At 69.3% G+C, this 21,887-nt stretch carries 25 protein-coding genes; 12 read left to right on the plus strand and 13 right to left on the minus strand.

Annotated features, from left to right (window positions below):
• Nucleotides 1-191 precede the first annotated feature (191 nt).
• From GVY64_RS34445 to GVY64_RS34500, 12 genes are all read right to left on the minus strand, one after another.
• Nucleotides 192-446, minus strand: coding sequence for a hypothetical protein (locus tag GVY64_RS34445; protein ID WP_159850505.1), 255 nt, complete (start codon nucleotides 444-446; stop codon nucleotides 192-194).
• 99 nt (nucleotides 447-545) lie between these two features.
• Nucleotides 546-2,993 carry a hypothetical protein gene (locus GVY64_RS34450; RefSeq protein WP_159850507.1) on the minus strand — a complete coding sequence of 816 codons (2,448 nt, stop codon included), beginning with the start codon at nucleotides 2,991-2,993 and terminating at the stop codon, nucleotides 546-548.
• A gap of 27 nt (nucleotides 2,994-3,020) precedes the next feature.
• Nucleotides 3,021-6,023: a toprim domain-containing protein gene (locus GVY64_RS34455; protein WP_159850509.1), complete on the minus strand. Its 3,003-nt coding sequence runs from the start codon at nucleotides 6,021-6,023 to the stop codon at nucleotides 3,021-3,023.
• Nucleotides 6,023-6,757: a DUF4913 domain-containing protein gene (locus tag GVY64_RS34460; protein WP_159850511.1), complete on the minus strand. Its 735-nt coding sequence runs from the start codon at nucleotides 6,755-6,757 to the stop codon at nucleotides 6,023-6,025. Before GVY64_RS34460 ends, GVY64_RS34455 begins: the two co-directional genes overlap by 1 nt.
• Entirely contained in the window at nucleotides 6,754-8,664 is a 1,911-nt protein-coding gene (locus tag GVY64_RS34465) for a type IV secretory system conjugative DNA transfer family protein (protein WP_236567480.1), read from the minus strand. Before GVY64_RS34465 ends, GVY64_RS34460 begins: the two co-directional genes overlap by 4 nt.
• Nucleotides 8,649-8,918 (minus strand): hypothetical protein, encoded by a 270-nt coding sequence (locus GVY64_RS34470; RefSeq protein WP_159850513.1) that lies wholly within the window; start codon nucleotides 8,916-8,918, stop codon nucleotides 8,649-8,651. The genes GVY64_RS34465 and GVY64_RS34470 overlap by 16 nt, the downstream gene beginning before the upstream one ends.
• Entirely contained in the window at nucleotides 8,915-9,250 is a 336-nt protein-coding gene (locus tag GVY64_RS34475) for a WhiB family transcriptional regulator (RefSeq protein ID WP_236567481.1), read from the minus strand. The genes GVY64_RS34470 and GVY64_RS34475 overlap by 4 nt, the downstream gene beginning before the upstream one ends.
• A complete protein-coding gene (locus tag GVY64_RS34480; RefSeq protein WP_159850515.1) occupies nucleotides 9,247-9,492 on the minus strand; it encodes a hypothetical protein in 246 nt (81 codons plus the stop codon). Before GVY64_RS34480 ends, GVY64_RS34475 begins: the two co-directional genes overlap by 4 nt.
• Nucleotides 9,492-9,761 carry a hypothetical protein gene (locus GVY64_RS34485; protein WP_159850517.1) on the minus strand — a complete coding sequence of 90 codons (270 nt, stop codon included), beginning with the start codon at nucleotides 9,759-9,761 and terminating at the stop codon, nucleotides 9,492-9,494. The genes GVY64_RS34480 and GVY64_RS34485 overlap by 1 nt, the downstream gene beginning before the upstream one ends.
• Nucleotides 9,758-10,147: a hypothetical protein gene (locus tag GVY64_RS34490; RefSeq protein ID WP_159850519.1), complete on the minus strand. Its 390-nt coding sequence runs from the start codon at nucleotides 10,145-10,147 to the stop codon at nucleotides 9,758-9,760. The genes GVY64_RS34485 and GVY64_RS34490 overlap by 4 nt, the downstream gene beginning before the upstream one ends.
• Nucleotides 10,144-10,422: a hypothetical protein gene (locus GVY64_RS34495; protein WP_159850521.1), complete on the minus strand. Its 279-nt coding sequence runs from the start codon at nucleotides 10,420-10,422 to the stop codon at nucleotides 10,144-10,146. The genes GVY64_RS34490 and GVY64_RS34495 overlap by 4 nt, the downstream gene beginning before the upstream one ends.
• Nucleotides 10,422-10,655: a DNA-binding protein gene (locus GVY64_RS34500; RefSeq protein WP_159850523.1), complete on the minus strand. Its 234-nt coding sequence runs from the start codon at nucleotides 10,653-10,655 to the stop codon at nucleotides 10,422-10,424. The genes GVY64_RS34495 and GVY64_RS34500 overlap by 1 nt, the downstream gene beginning before the upstream one ends.
• 122 nt (nucleotides 10,656-10,777) lie before the next feature.
• Here GVY64_RS34500 and GVY64_RS34505 point away from each other — a divergent pair, with 122 nt between their 5' ends.
• The 10 genes from GVY64_RS34505 to GVY64_RS37470 all read left to right on the plus strand — a co-directional run bounded on the left by GVY64_RS34505 (nucleotide 10,778) and on the right by GVY64_RS37470 (nucleotide 19,169).
• Nucleotides 10,778-11,149, plus strand: a complete 372-nt coding sequence (locus GVY64_RS34505; RefSeq protein ID WP_159850525.1) for a GntR family transcriptional regulator — start codon at nucleotides 10,778-10,780, stop codon at nucleotides 11,147-11,149.
• Nucleotides 11,146-12,294, plus strand: a complete 1,149-nt coding sequence (locus tag GVY64_RS34510; protein WP_159850527.1) for a hypothetical protein — start codon at nucleotides 11,146-11,148, stop codon at nucleotides 12,292-12,294. The genes GVY64_RS34505 and GVY64_RS34510 overlap by 4 nt, the downstream gene beginning before the upstream one ends.
• The gene (locus GVY64_RS34515; protein WP_201298299.1) at nucleotides 12,291-12,869 is read left to right on the plus strand and encodes an isochorismatase family cysteine hydrolase; all 579 of its coding nucleotides are present in this window, start codon (nucleotides 12,291-12,293) and stop codon (nucleotides 12,867-12,869) included. The genes GVY64_RS34510 and GVY64_RS34515 overlap by 4 nt, the downstream gene beginning before the upstream one ends.
• Before the next feature lie 84 nt (nucleotides 12,870-12,953).
• Nucleotides 12,954-13,160, plus strand: a complete 207-nt coding sequence (locus GVY64_RS34520) for a hypothetical protein (protein ID WP_159850529.1) — start codon at nucleotides 12,954-12,956, stop codon at nucleotides 13,158-13,160.
• A gap of 201 nt (nucleotides 13,161-13,361) precedes the next feature.
• Nucleotides 13,362-15,260: a hypothetical protein gene (locus GVY64_RS34525; RefSeq protein WP_159850531.1), complete on the plus strand. Its 1,899-nt coding sequence runs from the start codon at nucleotides 13,362-13,364 to the stop codon at nucleotides 15,258-15,260.
• Between the two features lie 162 nt (nucleotides 15,261-15,422).
• Nucleotides 15,423-15,662, plus strand: coding sequence for a hypothetical protein (locus GVY64_RS34530; protein ID WP_159850533.1), 240 nt, complete (start codon nucleotides 15,423-15,425; stop codon nucleotides 15,660-15,662).
• Entirely contained in the window at nucleotides 15,659-16,057 is a 399-nt protein-coding gene (locus tag GVY64_RS34535; RefSeq protein WP_159850535.1) for a hypothetical protein, read from the plus strand. Before GVY64_RS34530 ends, GVY64_RS34535 begins: the two co-directional genes overlap by 4 nt.
• Nucleotides 16,058-16,110: 53 nt before the next feature.
• Nucleotides 16,111-16,908, plus strand: coding sequence for a ParA family protein (locus tag GVY64_RS34540; protein WP_236567482.1), 798 nt, complete (start codon nucleotides 16,111-16,113; stop codon nucleotides 16,906-16,908).
• Nucleotides 16,905-17,291: a hypothetical protein gene (locus tag GVY64_RS34545; RefSeq protein ID WP_159850537.1), complete on the plus strand. Its 387-nt coding sequence runs from the start codon at nucleotides 16,905-16,907 to the stop codon at nucleotides 17,289-17,291. The genes GVY64_RS34540 and GVY64_RS34545 overlap by 4 nt, the downstream gene beginning before the upstream one ends.
• Before the next feature lie 42 nt (nucleotides 17,292-17,333).
• On the plus strand, nucleotides 17,334-19,169 hold the full coding sequence (locus tag GVY64_RS37470; RefSeq protein ID WP_201298300.1) for a hypothetical protein: 1,836 nt from the start codon (nucleotides 17,334-17,336) through the stop codon (nucleotides 19,167-19,169).
• A 68-nt stretch (nucleotides 19,170-19,237) separates the two neighbouring features.
• Here the strand turns inward: GVY64_RS37470 and GVY64_RS34555 are convergent, their stop codons facing one another.
• Nucleotides 19,238-19,471, minus strand: coding sequence for a hypothetical protein (locus tag GVY64_RS34555; protein WP_159850539.1), 234 nt, complete (start codon nucleotides 19,469-19,471; stop codon nucleotides 19,238-19,240).
• Nucleotides 19,472-19,846: 375 nt separating this feature from the next.
• On the opposite strand from GVY64_RS34555, the gene GVY64_RS34560 reads away from it, so the two are divergent.
• Both GVY64_RS34560 and GVY64_RS34565 read left to right on the plus strand, forming a co-directional pair.
• Nucleotides 19,847-20,263 carry a MobC family plasmid mobilization relaxosome protein gene (locus tag GVY64_RS34560; protein ID WP_159850541.1) on the plus strand — a complete coding sequence of 139 codons (417 nt, stop codon included), beginning with the start codon at nucleotides 19,847-19,849 and terminating at the stop codon, nucleotides 20,261-20,263.
• Nucleotides 20,260-21,887 (plus strand): relaxase/mobilization nuclease domain-containing protein (locus GVY64_RS34565; protein ID WP_159850543.1); only part of this gene is annotated, 1,628 nt, incomplete at its 3' end. The genes GVY64_RS34560 and GVY64_RS34565, both read left to right, overlap by 4 nt.

Genomic DNA, 21,887 nt, shown 5'->3' on the forward strand with positions numbered 1-21,887 from the left:
GCCGCCGACATCGGCAAAGCCCTGTCCGCGCCGCTGACCGGACTGGAGATCGCCCGCCGACTGCCGACCCTCGGCGTGCAGCTGGGCGACTCCCGCCCGCACGTCAAAGGCAAACTCCGCGAATACGGCCCAGAACTCCCGAAGCTGACCCCAGGGGCAATGTAGGACGCGCGGGTAACTGCTGATCCGCCTTACGGTTTGGGCTCGTGCGTCGGGAGTGGTCGGTTGAGGAGTTGGTCGGGTCGTGGACGCTGGTCGGTGACGATTGGCGGTTGGCCGCGGCGGGTGAGTTTCGGGCCGTGCCAGCGGCTGGTGCGGGTGTAGCCCCGGCGGGTCAGCTCGGTGTCGATGTCGTCGAGGGCGGCCGGGACTCCTGCCTCGCCACTGTCGAGGATCACCGACTCCCACCACTGGCCGCGTTCGTAGCCCTCGAACGTCCCGTCCACGGCGAAGATGACCTCACCGCCGTAGATGTCGACGGCGGGCCACTGCTGGGCGGGGCGGGGCGGGGTAGGCGACCAGCATCACGTGCTCCTCGATCGTGTTCATCGGCCGATCTCCTGTTCCTGCATGTGCAGCTGCCGGATTCCTGCCGGTGCCGCGGCTTGGGCGGTGGTGAGGCTGGTGTCGATGCGGGCTGTGCACGCGCGCTGAGGGCCCCGGGGCTGGCGGGCTGTTTCGGGGGGTTTGGCGCGGCCGGCGTCGGCAGCCTGGCGCTGGGCTATCGCGTCGTCGCGGTCATCGGCGACCTGCGCGGACTTGGCCTCCCACTGCTCGGTGCGCGCGAGCGACGCGTTGCCGAGTTCACCGGCCTTGCGGGCGTGGGTGTCGAGCAGGTCGCGGATCTCGGCTCGCGCGGTCGTCGGGACACCGGCCTGAGCGAGGGCCTGGCCGAGGCGCCCGCGCTTTTCGACGAACGCGGTGCGCTTCGCCTGGAGGCTGAACGCCCGCGAACCGCTGGCCACACTGCTGAGGGTGTACCCGACGTCCTTGACCGCCTCGGTGAGCTGAGCGGCGGCGCGGGTGTGCGGATCCACCGCGTTGGTGGCGTCGATGCGCTGGGTGATCGCCTCCCGCGCAGTGTCGGCCAGTTGGGACGCGGCGGCTTCGCGGCGCAGGAAGTCCACATCGGCTTTGGTGTGCTCGTCGGCGAACAGCAGCTCCGGCAGCTCGGTGCGGCCGGTGTCGATGTCGGTGATGATCGCGGCGAGCTGCGCGCGCTCGATCGAGGCCAGTCCTTTCCCGCCCTGCGCGGTGTCCAGCAGCTTCTCCCGGGTCGCAACGATCCGATCGATACGGGCGCTGGTCTCGTCCTGCATGGTGGGCGATTTGTGCCCGAGCCGTGCTCGTTCCTCTTCCGACATCCGGCCTTCGGCCAGGTAGTCGGCGTCCAGGCGCATCTCCTGGACGTCGTGGGCGTAGTCGTGGAGGTCTTCGGCGAGCCTCTGTCGATCGACGTATCCCGGCCACAGCTTGGTGTCGACCTGGTCCCCGGCGGCGATGGCCTTGCCCGCAGCGCGGACCCGCTCCTGATCGGCCGCGGTCATCACCGAGATCTCCCGGCCCACCTGCGGGGCGATCCTCTGGTTCCGGGCGAATTCCTCCAGCAGTTTCGGAACCCGGCCTCGGGTCTCCTCCCCTGGGTCGACGAACACTGGTGAGGCCAGCAGATCGATGTCGCTGACATCGCCGCGCAGGAAATCGACGACGAATCCCACACGGGCCCGGTCGGCTTCGCTGATCTTCGCCGCGGCCAGGTCGGCTTCCAGCTGCTGCCGCAGCGCCTCCTCACCGTCGAGGGTCGCGTGCGGACTGTCCGGGTCGATGCCGTAGTGCCATGCCGAGAGCGCTTCTCCCACGGCGGCTTTCGTGGCATCGGACAGCGGCAGCGCGGAGACGATGTCGACGGCGGCCGACTTGCGGTCGAACAGGGCTTTGACTTCGGCGGAGTCTTGGGCGGCGACCGGATCGAAGTCACCGGCCAGGTCCACGGCCAGCTCATCGGCGTCGATGCGCACGCCCCAGGTCGTGGCGTAGTCGCTGGTGAGGTGGGTCAGTCGGTCGGCGGCGAGGTCCGAGCCGGTGCGGAACACCAAGGCGTCGGCCAGCGGCGCCACCGACGCCGGGCCGTGCTGGGCGGTGTTCGTCGTGAGCCGGGCCTCGGCGTTGTCGATCGCGGTCCGCATCGTGGCTTCGAGCTCGGCGACCGCATCGCCGCCCTGGCGCTCGGCCTCCTCGACCGCGGCGTCGAGCTTGTCCAGGCGTTGGCGGGCCTGGTTGACCGCGACCGTGGCCAGCAGATACGCGACCCGTTGACCGTGGCCGGCCGGAGTGGCGAGGGCGTTGTGGAGCCACTGGGCCATCTCACGGGCATCAGCGACTCGGTCGAAACTCTCGTACCAGGACTGCCACTGCGGAGCGTTGCTCAGCTCGCCGCGGAAGCGGCGCAAATGCTCATCGAGCTCCTCTTGGGCTGTGATCACCGCTTCGGCGACCTGGTCGTCGTGCCCCGTCGCGGCGGCATGGTGAGCCTGATCGAGCGCCCGTTTGAGCTGGTTGGCGCGGACGTGGACATCGAACAGATCCACATGCCGACGATCACCGTCGAAGGTGCTCTGGGACATCGGGTTTTCCTCCTGATAGGTGGTGGGGTCGGTGTTCCAGCCCGGCCCCGGATCTGCGGATTGGGTGAGTTCTCGACGGGAGACCCCGCGCCGTTCGGCGGCGCGGGCCTGGTGTTCGCGGATCGCTTTGGCGACTGCGAGCAGCTGCTTGGGGCTCGCGGTCCGCTTGGGCACGGCCAGGCGGGAGTCGTAGAGGTAGGTGATCTGCCGTCGGCCGAAGCGTGTGGTTTCGGTCTGGGCGGCGGGGGCGTGCCCACCGGGGGCAAGGCCCGCCGCCCGGAGTTGGCGGCGGGTCTTGAGGTGGGCCGGTGCGGCCTTCCACGGATAGGTGTCGGGCTCGCGGTCAGAAGCGGTGTCCAGCGGCGCCATCGGATTGCTCCTGCATCGAATCCGTTGTCAGGCCCCGATACCGAAGTCGGTGTCGGGCCCGCTGCGGTGGTGGGACTGCTGGATCTGCACACCCATCCCGGGGGTGGTCAGCCGCGGCCGCCGCTCGGGTTTGGCCTGCACCGCCGCGGACGGCGGTTTGGCGCGGCCCGCGTCCGCGGCCAGGCACTGGCGCACCTCGTCCTCGGACAGGCCCGCGTTGCGCAGGTTGAACTCCAGCGCGGCGAGCCGTTCGGGGCTGTCGTAGGCGGGTTCTTTCGGGGCGTGGGCCACCTGCACCGCTTCACGCCGATCAGCCCACCGGTCCTGGATGCGGCGGGCCTGGCGGCCGGTGATCGCGCTGTCCTCCCGGGTGGCGTCCAAGTGCTTTTTGACCTGGTTACGCACCGGTTCAGGCACGCCGTTGGCGACCAGTGCGGCCTGCAACTTCTCATCCGCTTCGGTGCCTTCGTAGTCCCGCAACGAGATTCGGCCCGCCGCGAGGCGGGTCTGCTCGGCGGTGACCCGGTTGATCTCGGCGCGGACGTTGCGGGCGGTGCCCTCGGGGGCGGCGGAGGTGGCCAGGATCTCTTCCAGCTCGCGCCGGTGGATCGTGGCGGCCTGGTGGGCGATCTCGTCGGCGCGGTCGCGGTCGACGGCCGCGGTGGACCGGTCGTCGGCAAGCAGCATGTCCGGCACGGACACCTTCCCGGCCTCGATGTCGGTGAGCACCGCACGCAGCTGGTCTTTCTCCAGCTGGTGCAGGCCCTTGCCGGACTTGATGGCTTTCTCGATGCGGGTGCGCATCCCCTGCGCCCGGTCACGCTGGTCCAGCGCCCATTGCGGATCCAGACCGTCGGCGCGGGCGATGCGGGCCTCCACCGACGGCGCCAGCGCCGCGTAGGCGCGCACGGTCGCGGACAGCTCGTCGCGGTCCACGTGATCGGGCCACAGCGGCTTGTAGTCCCCGGCGGGGTTGGCGCGGATCGTCTTGCCGCGGTCGCGGGCGATCTGCTGATCCTCTGGAGTCATCACCGACACGGCGTCGGCCAGCCGCGCCTGCACTTCGAGGGTGGACAGGCCGTGGCGCAGGCGGGCCTGGTAGTCCATCAGCATCGTGTCGACCTTGTTCTTGATCTCCTCGCCGGGGTCCACCAGCGGCTCGTCCATCGCCCGCAGCGCGGCGGAGGCCAGCACCGATCCCGCGCCGAGTTCGGTGACACCTGGCGGCAAGGTCGCGGGCCCGCCCAGGTAGAGGGCTACGAACTTGATGCGGGCGCGGGTGTGCTCGCCCACCTTGGCGTCCTTGAGCTTGTTGCCCAGCTCGGTGAGCCCCTGCGGGGTGGGCGATTTGCGCCACTGCTCGATCTGCGCGTACAGCTGCGCCTTGACCGACTCGTCGATCTCCTCCGCCGCGACCATCGCCACCATGCGGTCCTGCGCGGTGGACAACCGGGACCCGGCAGCGCGATCACGTTCGGCGGCCGCCATCTTCGCGACCATCTGCGGGGTCGCGGCCTCCACGGTGACCTTCCCGCTGTCGATGTCGACAGCCACGCCCCACCGCTCACGGATGTGGGAGACCAGATCCTCGGCCATGCGCTTGGCGACCTCTGAATCCGGAGCCCACGACACCGCCTCCTGCAACGCGGCGGCGACCTGGCTGCGCGAGAGATGGTCCCAGCCCTTCGTTTTGGCCTTGGCCAGCGCGGTCTCGGCGGCCTTGCGCTGGGCGGCGACCTGGGCTTCGTGCTCGCGCAGGCGCTGCTCCTCCCTGCGCTGCCACTGTTCGAGCGCGACCTTGCGGGCCTGGTGCGATGCGATCGCGCGCTGCATGATCTCCTGCATCAGCAGCCGGATCAGCTGGGCGAAGCCGCTGCCGACCCGGTCGACGGTGTCGTCGTGATGCTGCTGCTGTGGGGCGTCGTCGGACAGGAAAAAGCCCATATCGGGGGAACCTCCATCGAGTTCGGGTGTGCGGGGCGGGTGAGTGGGTGAGGCGGCCGTGCCCGCGGTGAGGGCCGCCTCATCGGCGGAAGGGACGACGCCGGCGGTGTCGATCGGGGTGCGGTAGTCCAGGCCCGCCACCGGCTCCAGCTCGCCCAGCTCGTAACCGGCCAGGACGTGATCGCGGAAGTCCTTGCCGCCGCGGGCTGCCACGACCCGGACCTCACCGACCAAGCCGGTCAGGGACTGCGCGACCTTGTCCGCGTGCCGGAACCCGGGGGCGTCGCGGTCGGCGATGACGACCACACGGCGGGCGCCGCGCAGCCATTTGGCGTGCTCGGGGCGCCACTTCCCCGCGCCTGCGGCGTTGCAGGTTGCCGCGACACCGGCCCTGGTCAGGGCCAGCACGTCTTCCTCGCCCTCGGCGATGTAGACCGTGCGGCCCTGCTCGATCGCGGCGAGGACTTCGGGCAGCCGGAACGGGATCGCGGGGAACCCGCCGGGCTCCATCCGACCGGTCTGGGAGTTCCAGCGCCGTTGGTAGAAGTCCTTTTTCCGGCCGTGCTCGTGTCGGGTGTGCTTGCGGATCACCTCGCCTTCGACCTGCCCGTCCGGCCGCGTGTAGACGTAGGTCGCGATCGTCTCGGTGCGGCCGAGCTGGCGGCCGTAGTCCTTGCTGGGCTTGACCTGCGGCAGCCCGGCCGCGGCGATGGCCTGATCCGCCCGCGACACCACCGCGGGGCGCTGGGCCCGCGGCGGGGTACGACGGCGGCCGCCGCCGCCGCCCCGGCGCAGCGGCTGGTCATACAAATCGGCGATCTGCAGGCCGATCCGCTCCAGCACGAGGGTGTCCGGGCAGTCGGCGAAGCACTCGACCTTGGTGCGACCGACGTCCGGCAGGTACTTCACGCCCAGGCTGGGGTTGTGCGAGCGGCCGTCGGACTCGTGCACCGGGCAGCAGTATTTGGTCCAGGAGCCCGATTCGCGCCCGGCGCCCACCGCCTTCTCCAACGCGCTGGTGACCCGCTCCCAGCTGGCGCGCTCATGCGCGGGCGCGGGTCTGCGCTCGCGTGCTGGCGTGGACATCACGGGAACTGCGCGATGACTACACGGCGGCGAGCGGGCCCGGTCGGGATCACCAGCCCGGACGGGTGCTCGGTCTGGTTCACGTCGCTGCTGCTGTAGTTCGCCGGTGCGGGCACCACCGGCAGCGCGGCCAGGTGGCCGTGGTGGCCCTCGTTCGGCGAGCAGTATTTGAACGGGCCCTCCGGATCGAACAGCCGGGTCATGTGCGGGTCCAGATGGACCAGCCAGAACAGCGACTGCTCGACGGTCTCGCCCTGGCGCAGCGCCTCGAACGCGTTCCACAGCGCCTCCAGGCGCGCCTTGGCCTCGCCGTGGCGCCACCACTGCGGGCACCACCGGCGCTTGGTCTCGATGTTGTGCTCGCTGACCTCGCGCCGGTAGACCTCGCTCACCCACTGCTCGACGAACGCCTGCACCGTCGGGTACTTCTGCTGCGGCTCCTGCTCCTCGTCTTCCTGCCCGTCGTCGGCGCGGGCGGCCTCGACCGGCGGGTTCAGCGCCAACTCGGCCTCATGGGCCGCGGTCTCGGTCATCTGCGCGCGGACCTCGTCGGTGAGGAACGCGCCGACGACCTCCGCGGCGATCGACTTGGCTGCGGCGGCGAACTGCGCGCCGACCGCTTTGCGGACCGCCGAATCCAGCAGCTCACCCAGCTCGATGCCCGCAATGGCCTGCGCGGCAGCGGATCCGATGGCTTCTGCGCTGGCGTTGTTGTCGGTGGTGGTGTCGGTCATGCTGCGTCCTCCTCGCGCGGCGGCACGGCCCGCAGACGCGGGGTGGCCGTGGATGTGGCTGTGGGGTTGGGGGTGTGCTCGGCGAGCGAGGCGCGGATGAGGTCGGCGTCGCCGCGCTCCATCCACGGCACGCTGCGCACCAGCACCGCGCGGTGCCCGGAAATGAACACCAGGCACCGCCCGCGCGGCAGCGCGCCGATATCGCTGGGAGTGAGGGTGGGTTCGGTGGTCAGCGACGTCGACTCGGTCACCGAGTCCGGTCGCTGACCGCGCGAGACCGACGTCGTGCGCTCCTTGTGGGCGCCGACCATCTCCGAGCGGTCTCGCAGGAATCCCGCGTCGTCCAGGCCGGAGCCGAGGACCTTGATGTTGGCCGCCGACCACAACGCGCCCATGCCATCGGCGCCCCAGCAGCGCACACCCTGAGCCCAGGACTGCAGGATCGTCATCACGACGATTCCGCGAGAACCGAAGTGGGAGTACTGCTTGGGCAGGTCCCGCCAGCGCACGATGTTGGCGGCCTCATCCAGCACGATCAGCATCGGAATCGGCATCCGGCCCCCGTACCGGGTGCCCTCCCGCTTGCCCGCATCGGCCACCGCCGCCGCCAGCGCGGTCACCAGCGGCCCACCGGAGGCTTTGCCTTCCTCGCTCAGCAGGTACAAGGTGTCGCCGGTGCTGCGGACGAACTCGGCGGCGTCGAACGCGCGCCGGGGGCGCTCACCAGCGTCCGGCGCGGTCACCCACGACCGGATCCGCTGGTACTTCAGGATCGAGCACATCTTTTTCGCGGTGGCGAACACACCGGAGCGCTGCTTCTCCGCGGCCGTGTACTGCTCGCCCACCGCCGCTGCGGCCAAGTCGAATCCGTGCTCGCGGAGGATCTTCTCGGGGGTGCGGTCCGCCGATTTGGTGACCCACGCGAACACCTGCGTGATCGGCTTCTCGGCCAGCGCGGCGGCCAGGATCAGCCCCGACAGCAACTCCAGGCCCTCGGGTTCGAAGAACGCATCGCCCTTGTCGGCGCCATCGACGCTGGCGGCGAAGTGATCAGCGAGCTGCGCGGCGCGTTCTTGGGCGTCCGGGCCGCCTTCCTCACCCCTCACCCACGCGCACGGGTCCCAGTACCAGCTGTTTTCCTCTTCGGCGACGCCTTGGGGGTCGAACACCCACACCTCGCCCTTGTCGACGCGGTGGGCGCGGGTCGCATCCACGACATCGCGCTTGTTCGAGGTGGCCACGACCACACCGGGGGCGTCCATGATCGCCGGAATCACCCGCGAGGAGGTCTTGCCCTGGCGTGGGCCCCAGATATCGAGGTGCAGATCCTCGAACGACCCGAACAGCTCCCGGTTGTCGGTGACCGCGCGCCCGATCAGCACGCCGGGCACCTGGCCCTCGGCCAGGCCCACACCCAGCTCCAGGGCCTTGACCTCCACCGCCGCCCAGCACAGATCGTCCAGCTCCGCGCCGCGACCCATGTACTTCGCGCGGTCGTCGACCTCGTGCCGCTCCGCGCGGGCCGGGGCCAGCGACTTGCGGCGGCCCTTGCTGCGCCGACGAGCCTCACGACGAGCCTCACGCGCGGCCGCGTACTGCTCGCACATCCAGCGTGTGCCCCACGCCGTCGCGCCGATCGTCAGCAGCCCGCCGCCGACCAGAGTGCCCAGCGCCGCCCACGCCTGCGGACTCCACACCAGCTCATGGGTCGAGAACAGCTCCCACGCCAGCCCGGCCGGACTGTGGAACGGCACAGACTGTTTCGGCCCGCCGTACATCGGGGCCGCCCACACAGCGGCCCCGGCCAGCTCGACCAGCGACGGAACCCCGACCGCGAGCCCGGCGATACCCGCGATCTCGCGGTACTCGCCCGTCGACGCCGAAGGCGCTTTCACACTGCGGTCCACGAGGCACCGCCCTTTCCGTGAGCGGCCACCATCACGACGCGCGTCGCGCCGTCGTGGCCGTGGATGGTTTCGATGTCCTCGATGCGGGCGGCCTCGACCGTGGTGCGGACCTCGCCGCGCCACCGCATCGACACCGTCCCGTCCGGCCACACCACGCCGTCAGCGACGACGCCGACGCCCGAGTAGCCGGTCACGTCCTGGTCGCGGTGCAACTGGAAAACCCGCACCGCCGTAGCGATCTCGCTGCTGCTCATGCCGCCCCCTTGGCCTGGGCAGCCGTCGCCGCGTACGCGGCGACGGCCTCCAGCTGATCGGCGGCCGCGTCACGTCGGCGGCGCCTGTCGGAGTTGGAGTGAGCAGCCGGGGCCTTCACCGTCGCGACCACGCAGTCGGTCAAGGCACCCGAGCGCACCAGCGGAGCCGCCCACGCCGCGCACTCGGCCAGCCGCGGGCAGCGCCCGCAGATTTCCTGCGCGCGGCGGATGTCCTTCGGTTCAGACCCATTCGGGAAAAAGACGTCCTGGTCGACGCCGTGGCACGCACGGTCGCGGTAGACCACCGGACCGAGCAGATCGATGCTGGTCACCGCGCCACCTCCGCACCCGGAGTCACGGTCGCGGTGCAGAACGGCGCGCACCCGTTACCGGTCGGGATCGTCGAACCCGGTCCGAAATCGGTGCAGGACACCGCCACACAGGTGATGCCAGCGAAAACCACGACCGCGCCGAACAGACCGGCCATCGCACCGACCACACCGATCCCGTTGCTGTTGCCGCCGGAGTCCGGCACGACCGGGATCAGCACGTCGACCACACGCTCACGCGCCATCACCGCACCTCCTCGACCAGCCGGTACAGGCGCGGATCGGTCAGGCGGGCGGCGTCGATGGTCTTGGTCCGGGTCAACGCCCGCGCGGTGCCGCCCTCGGCGACCACGCGGTAGGTGACCGTGCAGCGGACCGCGCCCTTGTAATCGGTGTGCGGCTCAGCGATCTCCACGACCTGGATGACGCGGGCGTCCTGGCGGTACACGTCGTCGGTCCACAGCTGGCCGACGCGGACCGTGATGCCCGTCGGTGTGGTGTAGGTGTCCATCACGCCGACACCCCCGCCCACCACGCCGCGCGGGCCAGGACCTCAGCCGCGGTCATGCCCAGCGACGCCGCCCACACCTCGGCCTCATCCGAATCCGGGTGCGCCACCAGCGAAATCGCGTCGTAAGCCTGCCCCCGGGTCAGCTGGCGGCCCGGCAGGAAGTCCACCACCCACACATCGCCGCCGATGAAATGCGCCCGATGCGGGGTCAGCTGGCACGAGATCCGCCCCCAGACCATCGCCGAGCGGCCCTCGGCCTGTTCCCCGACCGGGCGCCACGATTCCGAAACCCACACCTTCGAGCCGTTGATCGCCCGCGCCCGCTCCATCCCACGCTGCCAGCGGCGATCGTCCAGCTTCTTCGCCACCCACGACCACGGCGTCCTCATGCCGACACCACCGATCCGGCGGCGGTCTGCACGGCGTCCACGACAAGATGCCGAGCACGAGGCGCACCCAGCCGCGCAATCGCGGCAGCGGTGGTCAGCTGCTCCATGCACGCGGCACCCGCAACCATCGACTCACGGTCGAGAAGGTCATCGACCAGCCGCTGCAAGTTGTGCAGCTCGCCCCGCAGCCGCTGCACCTCAGCGGTCAGGACGGCCACAAGACCAGCGGTCAGATCCAGAGCAGGCCCAGCGGGCCGGATGTCGAGGGCGGTCATCACGCCGACACCTCGTGCTGGAGGTCGGCGGTGTGCATCGGCTTCGCCAGGCTCAGTACTTCGTCGCGGTCGACGTGAATGTGGCCGGACGGCATACGCCAGCCGGTCAACCTTCCCTGCGCGATCCAGCGGCGAAGCGTCCGCGGATGCATGCGCACCAGGCCCGCGCCTTCCGCCAGCCGGATCAGAGTCCCTGCCGCTTCGGCATCCCGCCGAATGTGTGCTTGTGTCACGACATGTCCTAACTACTCATACCTACTGATACCAATGAGTCAGTACAGCAAGGAACTCATTGGTAGTCAATAGGTATGAGTGGTATGAGACTTGGTGATACCTGATCACTTAATCTGGCGTCATGACCAAACGACCCGGACGACCTCGTTGGCAGCTACTGGCCGACGATCTCCGGCAGCGGATCACCTCCGGCGACTACTCCCCGGGCGACCAACTGCCGGCGAAGACCAGCCTTGCGGAGCAGTGGGAGGTGTCGGTCAACACCGTTGAGCGCGCGCTGACCGAACTGCGAGACGAAGGACTCGTCGAAACCTTCCACGGCCTGGGCAGCTTCGTGCGCTCCCAGCCCGAACCCGAAGCGGTCGAAGGCGAACTCGACGAGATCCGGGAGCGTCTCGCTCGACTCGAAACTCAGATGGAAGAGGTCTACTCCAACCTCAGCCTCCATCACCCATCCGCGTCTTCTGACACGTCGATCCAGGAGGCGGGGTGAATGTCAGTCGCCTCCCGGACAGCCCCGGCACCGTGACCGGCCTGCACACGAGGCGATCGAGCTACCACCCCAACTACTCCTCCATCGCGAAAAACCGCGTCGCCATGGCGCGTTCGACAGCAGGGATGTCCCCTAAGACCTTCGCTGAGGCCCTGAGTCGACTCGTCGGCCGGGATATCAAGCCCGGTCACGTCACCTCCTGGGAAACCACCACCACACCGCCAGGTGATGTCCTCCTCGCGGTGGGCGCGCTCGCTCCCACCGCCAGCAGCCGGATCGGTGTCCGCTCACACAAGCTCATCGCGGCGCACGTCGGCACGACAGGCGCGGAACGGCTGCGCAGCGAACTCGGCATGGAGGAGACGACCGGATACCTCGGCAAAACGCCGTGTTGGACCGCGAGTCTGGAAGACGCCGGCGACGAGTGCACCCTCATCGTCTGGCCCTGGGGAACCGCGATCATCCACCTCGTGGAAGACCTCGACATCTCCGACGTGACCACCTTGGCGATCTGGCGGTACCAGTCGTACGAGGAAAACCTGAAATGGGCGAGTACGCAGCTCAGCAGCCTGACCGGTGAGCCGGTCCAAGCGGCCTATGTGCTGAGCCTCTACTGGGTGTACTCGGTCCCCTGGATCGGTCCCACCCTCGAAACCGGGCTGCGCCTGATCTGCGCACCGCGCATCCTCGTCGACCGCGACCTCACCGACTCGGCCGCCGCCCAGGTCAACGGCCAGCGGATCGAGCAAGAACTCCTGACTACTGGTTACCAGCGGCCGGACATGAAATCGTTTGGCACCCCCGGTGTTTCGAGCGCGTGGGCAAGCTGGTCCGGTGTCGTCTACCACCCGCACGATCCGCTGCGGGCACTACCAGAAGGCGATCTCGTCGCCTTCGAGATCGGCCTCCAAGCCGTGTGGGCTCTGACCGCCCACATCAACGAGCAGGTCGAAAACGGCGCAGATCCAGAGGTATGCGACCGCTACGGGTACGGATTCCTGCGCGCAGCACGATCCGTACTGCTCACGCCCCGGCCACAAGAGACCGGGCAGCACCAGCAGATGCGCGACGCGATCGTGAACACCAGTGGCCTACCAGGACAACTGAGCTTGGCCATGGAAGCACTCAAGGAGGCAGGTCGATGACCATTCGACTGGAGAAGGCGGCCCTGCTGGTCGTCGACGCACAAAAGGGTTTCGTCAACCAGCACAGCGCGCCCGCCATCCCGGTTGTTCTCGATCTGGCCACTCAGTGGGCAGCCACCGGCCGACCCACCGTCTTCACCCGGTACTGGAACTACGCGGGTAGCCCGTACGAAACCCTGATCGGCTGGCGGGCCCTCTACGGGCCGCCAGACACCGATCTCGTTGACGAGCTGGTGCCGCTCATGACCCACGTCAACGCACACACCCTGGACAAGACCACCTACACCGCGCTGACCGACGAGGGCCTGGCCCTACTCGGTCAGCTCGATGTCACTGACCTCATCATCTGCGGAATCGCCACAGACGCTTGCGTTCTCAAGACAGCACTCGACGCATTCGAGCGCGGATACATTCCATGGGTCGTGCGAGACGCGGTGGCCTCCAACGCGACTCGCCACCCTGCCCAAGAGATCCACGATTCGGCCCTACTGCATATCTCACGCCTCATTGGGGCTGGTCAGCTCATCGACGCCAACCACGTCCGGGACGTCATCGAAACCGCACCTGCTACATGAACCGCGGAATCCACACAGATTGTGGGAAAACCTCTGCGGCGTGTCGGCTTCGCTCGGCCCGGGATTACCTCTAGAAAGGTCGCTATGGCCAGACCAGTCACACTCCCGCCGACCAAAGGCGTCGGCCTGCAACTGTCTCGCGATGTAGTCGACGCAGTCCAGGAAGCGGCGAAAGTGCACGGCCTGACCCAGCGTGCCGTGTACGAGCTGGCGCTGCGGCGTCTGCTTGGACTCCCCGACTATCCCGGACTTCCACCGAGCCACCAGGAGGACTTGAGACTCCCGGCCTGACCGCCTGGAGAACCCCGCCCGCCGTAGTGCGGGCGGGATACCCGCCCCAGAAATGGGTGAAGGCCCCCAGCTGCGAACTGGAAGGCCTTCGATTGGACCCCGATACCCACTAGGAATCCGCTGCTTGTGCTAAGCGTGCACAAGGGTAGCAAGAGTGCGAATTCGCAACCAAGTGATACGGCCGAGGCCGTAGATCACAATTTGCGACCTGCACTTTTCCCGCTACCCGACGACGACGTTCCAGCTCCCGCCGACACGGCTCGTGAGCTGGCTTGGGCGACTCTCGCCCCGCTCATCGCGGCGCGGCCGTCGATGCGGCTGATCGACCCCGACACGAACACCACGTCGTCGACTCGGCGGCTTACTCGACGACCGCCGCCGGCGGACCCGGCCGCGGTGCCGGTCTACGACGCTGCGCACCGCACGCGGCTGCTGGCGCTGGACTTTGACTCCAAACGTGGCGGGCCGGTGCAGGTGGCCCAGGACGTGGCCTACGCGAAAGCGTGGCTGCGTGCGTGCGGTGCGCTGCCGGTGTCCGACCTCAACCCGGCCAACCGCGGCCGCCACGTCATCGCGGCCTTCGCTGCCGGTGAGACCCACAGTCGCGACGAGATCGAGCCGGTCATGCGGCTGCTGGCCTCGCGGTTGCCGACGCTGGATATCGGCCTGATGCTCAACCCGCGCACGGGTGCGATCACCCCGCCCGGGTCGGCGACCCGCGACGGCGCGGTCCGCGAGCTCGACGGCGCCGTCGACGAGGCGGTGGCCGCGCTGCGTCAGGGTGCGGAGCCCGGTCTTCTCGCGCGCTTGCGGGAGTACCTGGGTGTCGGCCCCGACCACACCACCCCCGAGCAGCCTTCTACGGCCCCTGTGGAGCTGTCTGCGGACCTGTGGGAGGGCGTGGGCAGCTCGGCGCGGCTGCGCGCCCCTTGGTGCTGGAGGAGCCCCATCCCGGCCGCCGTGGAGGCATTCGCGGTCACCGGAGTCATGCCTGCCGATGCCCGCTGGCCTTCCCGGTCGGAGGCGCGTGCCAGCGTCCTGGCCGCATGCGCAAAACGTGGCTGGAGCCTCGATGACGTGCGCGCGCGCCGTGACGACAACTGGGGTGGGCTAGCGGTCGCGTACGCGCACTACCGCCGCCCCGACGAGGCGCTGGCCGCTGACTGGGAGCGCATCTGTACCCGCTGGATCACAGCCAGCTCGTTAGTCCGGTCTCCCGAACACAGGTTAGGAACTCTCACACCCCCCGAAGGTGCCTACGGCTCGAAATCTGCTCCGCTGCATAGCGATACCCACTCCCGCTGGCTTGCCACAGCTCACGCGTGGGTGCACCAGACCTGGCCTGGTCAACAGCACCGCTGGACAGTGCTGGCTGTGCTCGATGCACTGGCCTACGCGGCGCTGGTTGCGGGCAAGTCCGGCCGGGACGGGACACCGCTGGTCGCGGTCGGTGTGCGCGCGCTGGCGGGGTTTGCGGGGCTGCTGTCGGTCGGGACGGTCGCTGATGTGCTGGCGGATCTGCGGGAGCGGCCGGGCAGTCCGATCCTGCGGATCCGGCGCGCGGTGCACCGGGAGGCTGACTGCTACAGCCTGGTCACTGCCTACAGCGGCTCGGAGCTGGACCAGGCCGTGGCGCCGGTGCCGGCCGACCGTGTGCAGCTGCGGCCGGTCCACGACGCCTGGAAGGTCCTCGGACTGCACCACCGCGCGGTCTACCAGCTGATCGTCGACACCGGCCTCACCAACGTCGCCGACGTGTTCGCGGCCGCGGGCGTCGGTCGCAGCACCGGCTACGACACCCTCGCCGTGCTCGCCCAGGCCGGGCTCATCACACGCGGCCGCGGCACCGTCTCTCCCGGTCTCGTCTCACTCGACGACATCGCCGCCGCCCACGGCCTGCACGAGGTGCGCGCCGAATTCCTCGCCCGGATCCAGCGCCAGCGTGCCGAGTGGCATGCCTGGCTCGAGCTGCGGCACCAGGTCCCCGCCGACCACGACGGCGGCGCCGAGCCGACCGTGCAGCTCGCGCCGTGGGACCTGGACTCTGGCCTGGACGAGGCGATTTGGGCCGCCCAGATAGCCGCTGGGCCGCCAGAATGACGGCCGCCCGGCAAGGGGGCCGAGCCCTCCTTTCACTGGGGAAAGGTCTGTCTACGCGCGTGCGCGCGTGACTCCCCGGCATTGCCATAAATGCAGGTCAGCCAACATGAATGAAGACATGTTTTCTTACATGAAAACATGCATGCAAGGTAGAATGGTGGCATGAGTCTCCCCACTAGAGAAGAGATGTTCCGCGCCGCGTTGCGCGACCTCGACAACGCCCGCAACTCCCTGTCCAGCAGCCGTGACTGGCTGCGTTCGGATTGGGTGCCGATCGGCACGCCGCTGCCGGCGGCCGCTGCCGAAGCTCGGATTTCCGTGGTCGAGAAGATCGCTGCGGCCAAGCAGATCATCGACGAGGCGAAGGCTGCGCTCGCTGAGGGATTGGACGAGCTGGGATGAGCCTCGACGGTGATCTCGACGGCCTGATGGAGGCTGTGTCGGCGATGGTGACCGGCTACGTCAACGGGCTGGGCCGCGCCAAGGGGCTGACCCCGCTGTATTGGCAGCTGACCGCGTCGCGGTATGAGGCTGGGCGCTATGTGCTGATGGGTCAGATCGGCGGCGAGCACGTCGACGCCGCCGCGGAATCGATCGCCCAGGAGTGGGCGGCGGCGATGAACCTCACCCGCGATCCGGAGCCGCTGCCCGGTGAAGTCGCTTACGTCGGTACGGCCGAGGTCTCGTGGGCGTTGGGGACGCCGGTGTGGCTGCGGGTGTGGGGAGTCGCTGACCGGGATGTCTGGTCTCGCGATGATCCGGCCTGGCGTCCGGAGAATCCGCCACCCGGCCCCTAGTCTGCATGCATGTTTTCTCTCATGAACTTTCGCATGCATTTCGGAAAGGCGGCATGATGACCAGTTCTCGGCCTCGTGTGATCGCGGTAGCCATGCAGAAAGGCGGCGTCGGCAAGACCACCTCGACGATCAACCTGGGCTACCACCTTGCCGAAGAGGGCCTGGCGGTGCTGGTGATCGACGCCGACCAGCAGGCCCACAGCACCAGCGGGTTGGGTGTGGAGCTCGGCGACGACGACGCCAGCCTGTACGAGGTGCTGCATCGGGAGCGGCAGATGCGCGTCCCGCTGCGCGAGGCGATCCACTCCACGGCGTTCGGGTTGGACCTGGTGCCCGCGGATCTGGCGCTGAAGGAACTGGAGACCGGCGGCCTTGGACCGGGTGGGCAGATGCGCCTGGCGCGTCAGCTCGACGAGGTGACCGACTACGACGTCGTGCTGATCGACTGCCCGCCTGCGCTCGGGTCGATGACCGAAGCCGCGCTCGCGGCCGCCGACGACGTGCTGGCGGTGCTCGAGGCCGGACCCGACGAGATCCGGGCCCTGATTCGATTGGGGGAGGCGGTGATGGACGTCCAAGACGGGCTCAACCCGGATCTGGAGATCCGATTCGTGCTGCTGGCCAACTACGAAGGCGGAACCCGGGTCGCACAGTCGGTGCGAGATGGCCTGGTGCGTGACTGGGGCGCTTGGGATGCTGGCGGGGCCTATCTCGGCGAGATCCCGCACACCATCCGCGTGCGCGAGGCCAAGGACCGCGCGGTCCCGGTCGCAGTCCACGCACCCACCAGCAGCGCGGCCGTGGCCTACAAGGACGCCGCCAAGCGCGTGGCCGAGCGAGTCCGCGCATGAGCCCGACACCCAACCGTGGCATGGACGTCCCGTCCACCCGGCCGACCAGCCGCCGCGCACGCCGCGAACAGGCCGGCCGCGTCAACCCCGAGCAGGCCGCGCCGGAACCCGCTGAACAGAACGAGGCACCCACCACCGGTGAGGTCGCCGAACGAGAGGAGAAGACCGTGTCCGCACCGGCCAAGCGGGTGACCATCGCCCGGCCCCAGCGCCCGCAGAAGCGATCGTTCGCGACGCAGCTGCGCCGCTCGACCTTCGCACGCCTGGAATGGCTTCGCGCCCACGGCTACCGCATCACCGACATCGCCGACGACGCCATCACCGCCTACCTCGACGCCAACAACGTTCCCCCCGCCGACGACGACGGCCACATCACCGAGTGACCCCCACTCTCACTTCCAGAAAGGTCGCTGATGTTCTCTCGCTTGAAACCCCGAACCACACCCCCTGATGGCGACAGTCTGGTCGTCGGTGCCCTGCCTGAGCGGGTGCGCACCGCGCGGGAACGGCTGGCGCACCAGGCCGATCCGGCGTTGACCGCAGCACTGTCGGAGGCGGAGCTCGCGGCCAATCGTGGGCTGGCGGAGCGGATCCGCGCGCACGAGCGCCTGGAACGCCTCGCGCAGGTCGAGGCGGCCGAGTCGACCGCGGAGCAGGTGCGCCGCGCGCACGCGGAGATCCTGCGCGCTGATGCCCAGGACTTGGTGACCGCGCGGCGGGCGTTGGCGGAGCAGCGGCGCCAGGCCAGCCCGCACGCGCAGCTGGCGAACCTGTACCGCGTCAAGAAGTGGTCCGGTCGCGCCTTGGCCGGCGTCGTGGCGGCCGCGATGGTGTGGTCAGCGGTCAACGTGCAGCACAACGTCGCACCCGGCGGAGCGACCGACCCGCTGTACTGGGCCAGCTACCTGCTCGAAGGCTTGATCTCCACCGTGCTGGTGGTGTTCATGGTGTCCGGCAACGCGGTGGCCCGCTGGAAGATCACCGAAGGCGAAACCCTGATCCGGTGGACCGAGGCGGTGCTGCTGGCGGCGACCATCACGTTGAACACCTACCCATACCTGCGTGTGCACGCCTGGTTCGACGCCGCGGTGCACGCGGTCGCGCCGATCATGATCGGCGTAGCACTGGTCGCCCAGGACGCGGTGTCCAAGCGACTCGGCGCCGCCATCGCGGTCGCGTCGGCGGAGGTGCCCGCCGATGACGACATCAACGACCGCCTGGCCGAACTCAGCCGCGTCGCACAACCGGCCACCAAGCCCGCCACGGAGCAGTCCGGAGCGGAGCAGCCTGGTGAGTGGAGCACCGCTACGGAGCACCCGAACGGAGCACCTGCTCCGCAGCGCCCGAGGGTTGCTGCTACGGAGCACGAACAGAGCACCCCGGTATCCGTGCGGAGCACCCAGCCCGCTGAGCAGAGCAGCCCGGCCGCTACGGAGCACTCTGCGGAGCAGCGGAGCACTGCTACGGAGCAGTCTGCGGAGCACCTCGCAGAGCACGAACTGAGCAGTCTGCGGAGCACCCCTCCTGCTACGGAGCACTCTGCGGAGCAGCGGAGCACCCCGGCGAGCGCGACGGAAACCGCGTCCCGTGCAGTCGATCCGGACGACGCGCAGGCCACGCCCGAGGCCGCTGAGGGGCTGGTAGAGCCCGTGGCAGGCCGGTCGGGTACCGAGGAGACCGCGCCGGTCCGGCAGCCTGCGCAGCACCCTGCTGCGCGGGTCACCGAGCAGCGGAGCACCCCAACGGAGCACCCTGCTACGGAGCACCAGGCGACTGCTACAGAGCAGCCTGCGGAGCACGAACCGAGCAGTCCGGCCCCTCTGCGGAGCAGCCAGCGGAGCACCCCGGTCGCCGTGCGGAGCACCCTGCGGAGCACTTCCGCTGTTGCGCAGCGCCTTGCGGAGCAGCCCACGGAGCACCGCCGGGTTGCTACGGAGCACGCTCGCGCCGAACGGAGCACCCCGCGTAGCACCCAGACCGGCGCTACAGAGCACCCCACAGAGGCCCACGGAGCACCGCCGGCCGGAATCACCGCGGCGGTGTGGCACCGGGCGCACGAGGTGCGCCGCTCGACCGGAGCACGCTCCTCAGCCGAGCAGATCGCCCACGTGCTGGCCCGGCACGACGAGCACCCCGAGCACGGGGCCAGCCGGATCGCGCGGGACCTGAAGATCGGCTTCACCTCAGTGCGCAACTGGCTGGAGGCCGACGCCAAGCGCCACGCGGGCACCGGCGCCCGGGTGATCGAACTGCGGAAGTAGCACCAGCTCCAAACAGAAGACGAGACCCCGGCGGAAGGTAGCCGCCGGGGTCTCGTCGTGTCAGAACACTACCCGCGCAGGTAGGCGGTGTCGTTGAGGGCCAGGGTTGCATGGATCTGCGCTTGCGCCTGGAGCGCTCGCACCCGCTCCCACATGACTCGCTCGGCGGCCTCGCGGCCCGTTCCGGCGTAGTTCGCCCACCCCCCGTCCGGTATGTCCGCGCTGGAATCCAGCGCCTTCTTGAGCTCTCGATTCGCCTGCGCCGCCAACTCATCGGCGCGCTCTGCATGTGACCCAGCCATACCGCGAACCGTAGCCGCGAAAACCAACCCGCCGTACCGGAATCGACCGCGCAGTGAGGTCAATTCCCAACCCTCCCAACACCTCAAGTCCGGTACGCTGAGTACTCAGCCCCGGGCGGAGCAAGTTAACAAATACCATAGGTATTTGTGCGTTCCTCCGAGGGAGGAACCCCACCCGGGGACGGGTGGTCGCTGCGCTGGGCATGGGTTTTCCGGCCCGTCCGACGGGCCGGAAACGGAAGCAGGAGAGGTGGGTTGGTGGTGGCCGAGGAGCAGGCTGGCGCGAGTGGTTCGCGGCGTTCACAGCAGATCCGTCGAGCGGAGAAGCGGCGGCGCCGGCCGAACATCGTCGGGCCGAAGCGCACGGTTCAGGTGGTGCTGAGCGAGTCGGAGTACGCGGCGGTGCTGGCGGCGGCACAGGAGATTCCGTCCACGGTGCCGTGGTTCCTGGTCGAGTCCGCGCTTCCGGGTGCGGGTTCGGATGGGGAGCTGGTGGCGGCCTCGCCACGCAAGTCGGGGCGGGGGGAGGGGCCATGGTTGCCGTGGGCGAAGCGCAAGGCGTTGTCGGCGGCGTTGTTGTCGGCGGCGCGGTCGTTGCACGAGGTGCGGCTGTCGGAGTTGTCTCACGTCGGTGCGAACTTGAACCAGATCGCGCGGGTGGCGAATACGCACGGTGTCGTCGACGGTGACGAGTTGGGGGAGGTGCTGGAGGATCTGCGGGAGCTGATCACGGATCTGGGTGAGCGGGCCGCGGCGATCGAGCAGTTGTCACGGCAGGTTGTGCGGAGGTGATTCCGAAGATCTCGCGTGGCCAGAAGATCGGCGGGCTGCTCGTCTACTTGTTGGGGGAGGGGGAGCACAACGAGCACCGTCACCGGCATGTGATCGCGGGGTCGCCGACGGTGATGCAGGCGGAGTGGCTGCGCGATTTCGATGGGCCGCAGGACAAGCGGGCGTCGCGGGAGGTGGCTCTCGCTATTGCGCACGAGCTGGATCTGCCGCGCCTGCTGCACGGCACGCAAGCGCGGATGCGCGCGAAAGTCGGTGCGGGGGTGGGTGGCCGGGGCCCTGGCGCGGATGTGGTCGAGCCCGCGGCGAAGGGTGAGAAGGGCACGATGCGCAACGCCCCGGTGTGGCATTGCGTGCTGGCGTTGAATCCCGGCGAGGAGTTGACCGACGAGAAATGGGCCGAACTCGCGAACGAGTTCATGATGCGGATGGGATTCACCGGCAGCGCGGACGGGAAGATCGCGCCCGCGCGGTGGGCGGCGGTGCGGCACGGCCGCAGTGGTGAGCGCGGCGACGGCCAGGAGCACATCCACATCGCGGCGAGCCTGATCCGCGAGGACGGATCGAAGGTCTCGACCTACGACTACGGGCCCGGCCGCAAGAAGGGTGACCGGCTGCGGGCTCAGGAAGTGTGCAACGAACTCGAGCACCAATTCGGGCTGAAAGTGCTGCGGTCCCGGGAAGAGGGAGGCGGGCACAGCGGCAATTCCCGCGCGGAGATCGAGCGCGCCAAGCGCACCGGCGCACTGGAAACCGAACGCGAACGACTTCGCCGGGTGGTGCGCGCGGCCGCGACCGGCACCGACACCGAGACCGAGTTCGTGCACGCACTGCGCGAGGCCGGGGTGTCGATCCGACCCCGGTACGCCGCCGGTGGGCGAACCCATGTCGAGGGATATTCGGTGCGGTGGCGCCGCGACGGGGTCGAGGTCGGGCCGTGGGTCGGCGGCGGGAAGCTCGACAACGACCTCACGCTGACCGCGCTGCGGGAGCAGCACTGGGCCGATTCACCGCAGGCTCGCGCCGACGCGGTCACCGCCTGGCTCGGCGCGGCGGTGCGATCGGGTGCGCGGCGCGACGGTGCGGGTCTGGAGGATCCGCAGACGTGGCGCGCGGCCGCAGCCGAGATCGGTGAGTGGCAGCGGCGCCTGGACGCGATCCCGACCAGTGACCGGGCTCAGTGGGCGTGGGCGGCTGGGCAGGCGTCGGGGGTGTTCGCCGCGTTCAGCGAGGCCCTGGAGGGCGATACACCGGGCCCGTTCGCGGCGGCGGCGAAGGAACTCGCGCGCAGCGCGCAAGTGCCGTATGCGAGTCAGCGATACAGACCGCGTGCCGCTGGCCGTGGTGGGCTGGCGGGCAGCACCCGCACCGGTTTGGGTGCGGCGGCGGCGCTGCTGTTCGAGGAGGCCACCCGCCCCGGTGGATCTCGTCTGCGCGGCGCTGGTGATGAGGCGTCGCAGGTCGCCGCGTTCATCGTTGCGGCGCTGCTGGTGCTGCTGTTGATCGCGATCGCGATTGCGATCCGGATCGCAGGCGCCCACCGGGCGCGGTGGCAGATCTCGCGGGCGGTCGATATCGACCAGTCGATGCGGCATCTGGATCCGGTGCGCCGGGCGTGGGAAGCGGA

It is taken from the genome of Nocardia sp. CY41 (assembly GCF_009829325.1).
GTDB lineage: Bacteria > Actinomycetota > Actinomycetes > Mycobacteriales > Mycobacteriaceae > Nocardia.

Bases quoted from the DNA above. Each gene is read 5' to 3' on its own strand.
- GVY64_RS34555 (WP_159850539.1), bottom strand. From the start codon at position 19,471: ATGGCTGGGTCACATGCAGAGCGCGCCGATGAGTTGGCGGCGCAGGCG.
- GVY64_RS34490 (WP_159850519.1), bottom strand. From the start codon at position 10,147: ATGAGGACGCCGTGGTCGTGGGTGGCGAAGAAGCTGGACGATCGCCGC.
- GVY64_RS34455 (WP_159850509.1), bottom strand. From the start codon at position 6,023: ATGTCCACGCCAGCACGCGAGCGCAGACCCGCGCCCGCGCATGAGCGC.
- GVY64_RS34460 (WP_159850511.1), bottom strand. From the start codon at position 6,757: ATGACCGACACCACCACCGACAACAACGCCAGCGCAGAAGCCATCGGA.
- GVY64_RS34470 (WP_159850513.1), bottom strand. From the start codon at position 8,918: ATGAGCAGCAGCGAGATCGCTACGGCGGTGCGGGTTTTCCAGTTGCAC.
- GVY64_RS34505 (WP_159850525.1), top strand. From the start codon at position 10,778: ATGACCAAACGACCCGGACGACCTCGTTGGCAGCTACTGGCCGACGAT.
- GVY64_RS34530 (WP_159850533.1), top strand. From the start codon at position 15,423: ATGAGTCTCCCCACTAGAGAAGAGATGTTCCGCGCCGCGTTGCGCGAC.
- GVY64_RS34520 (WP_159850529.1), top strand. From the start codon at position 12,954: ATGGCCAGACCAGTCACACTCCCGCCGACCAAAGGCGTCGGCCTGCAA.
- GVY64_RS34450 (WP_159850507.1), bottom strand. From the start codon at position 2,993: ATGGCGCCGCTGGACACCGCTTCTGACCGCGAGCCCGACACCTATCCG.
- GVY64_RS34480 (WP_159850515.1), bottom strand. From the start codon at position 9,492: ATGGCGCGTGAGCGTGTGGTCGACGTGCTGATCCCGGTCGTGCCGGAC.
- GVY64_RS34540 (WP_236567482.1), top strand. From the start codon at position 16,111: ATGATGACCAGTTCTCGGCCTCGTGTGATCGCGGTAGCCATGCAGAAA.
- GVY64_RS34545 (WP_159850537.1), top strand. From the start codon at position 16,905: ATGAGCCCGACACCCAACCGTGGCATGGACGTCCCGTCCACCCGGCCG.
- GVY64_RS34515 (WP_201298299.1), top strand. From the start codon at position 12,291: ATGACCATTCGACTGGAGAAGGCGGCCCTGCTGGTCGTCGACGCACAA.
- GVY64_RS34535 (WP_159850535.1), top strand. From the start codon at position 15,659: ATGAGCCTCGACGGTGATCTCGACGGCCTGATGGAGGCTGTGTCGGCG.
- GVY64_RS34495 (WP_159850521.1), bottom strand. From the start codon at position 10,422: ATGACCGCCCTCGACATCCGGCCCGCTGGGCCTGCTCTGGATCTGACC.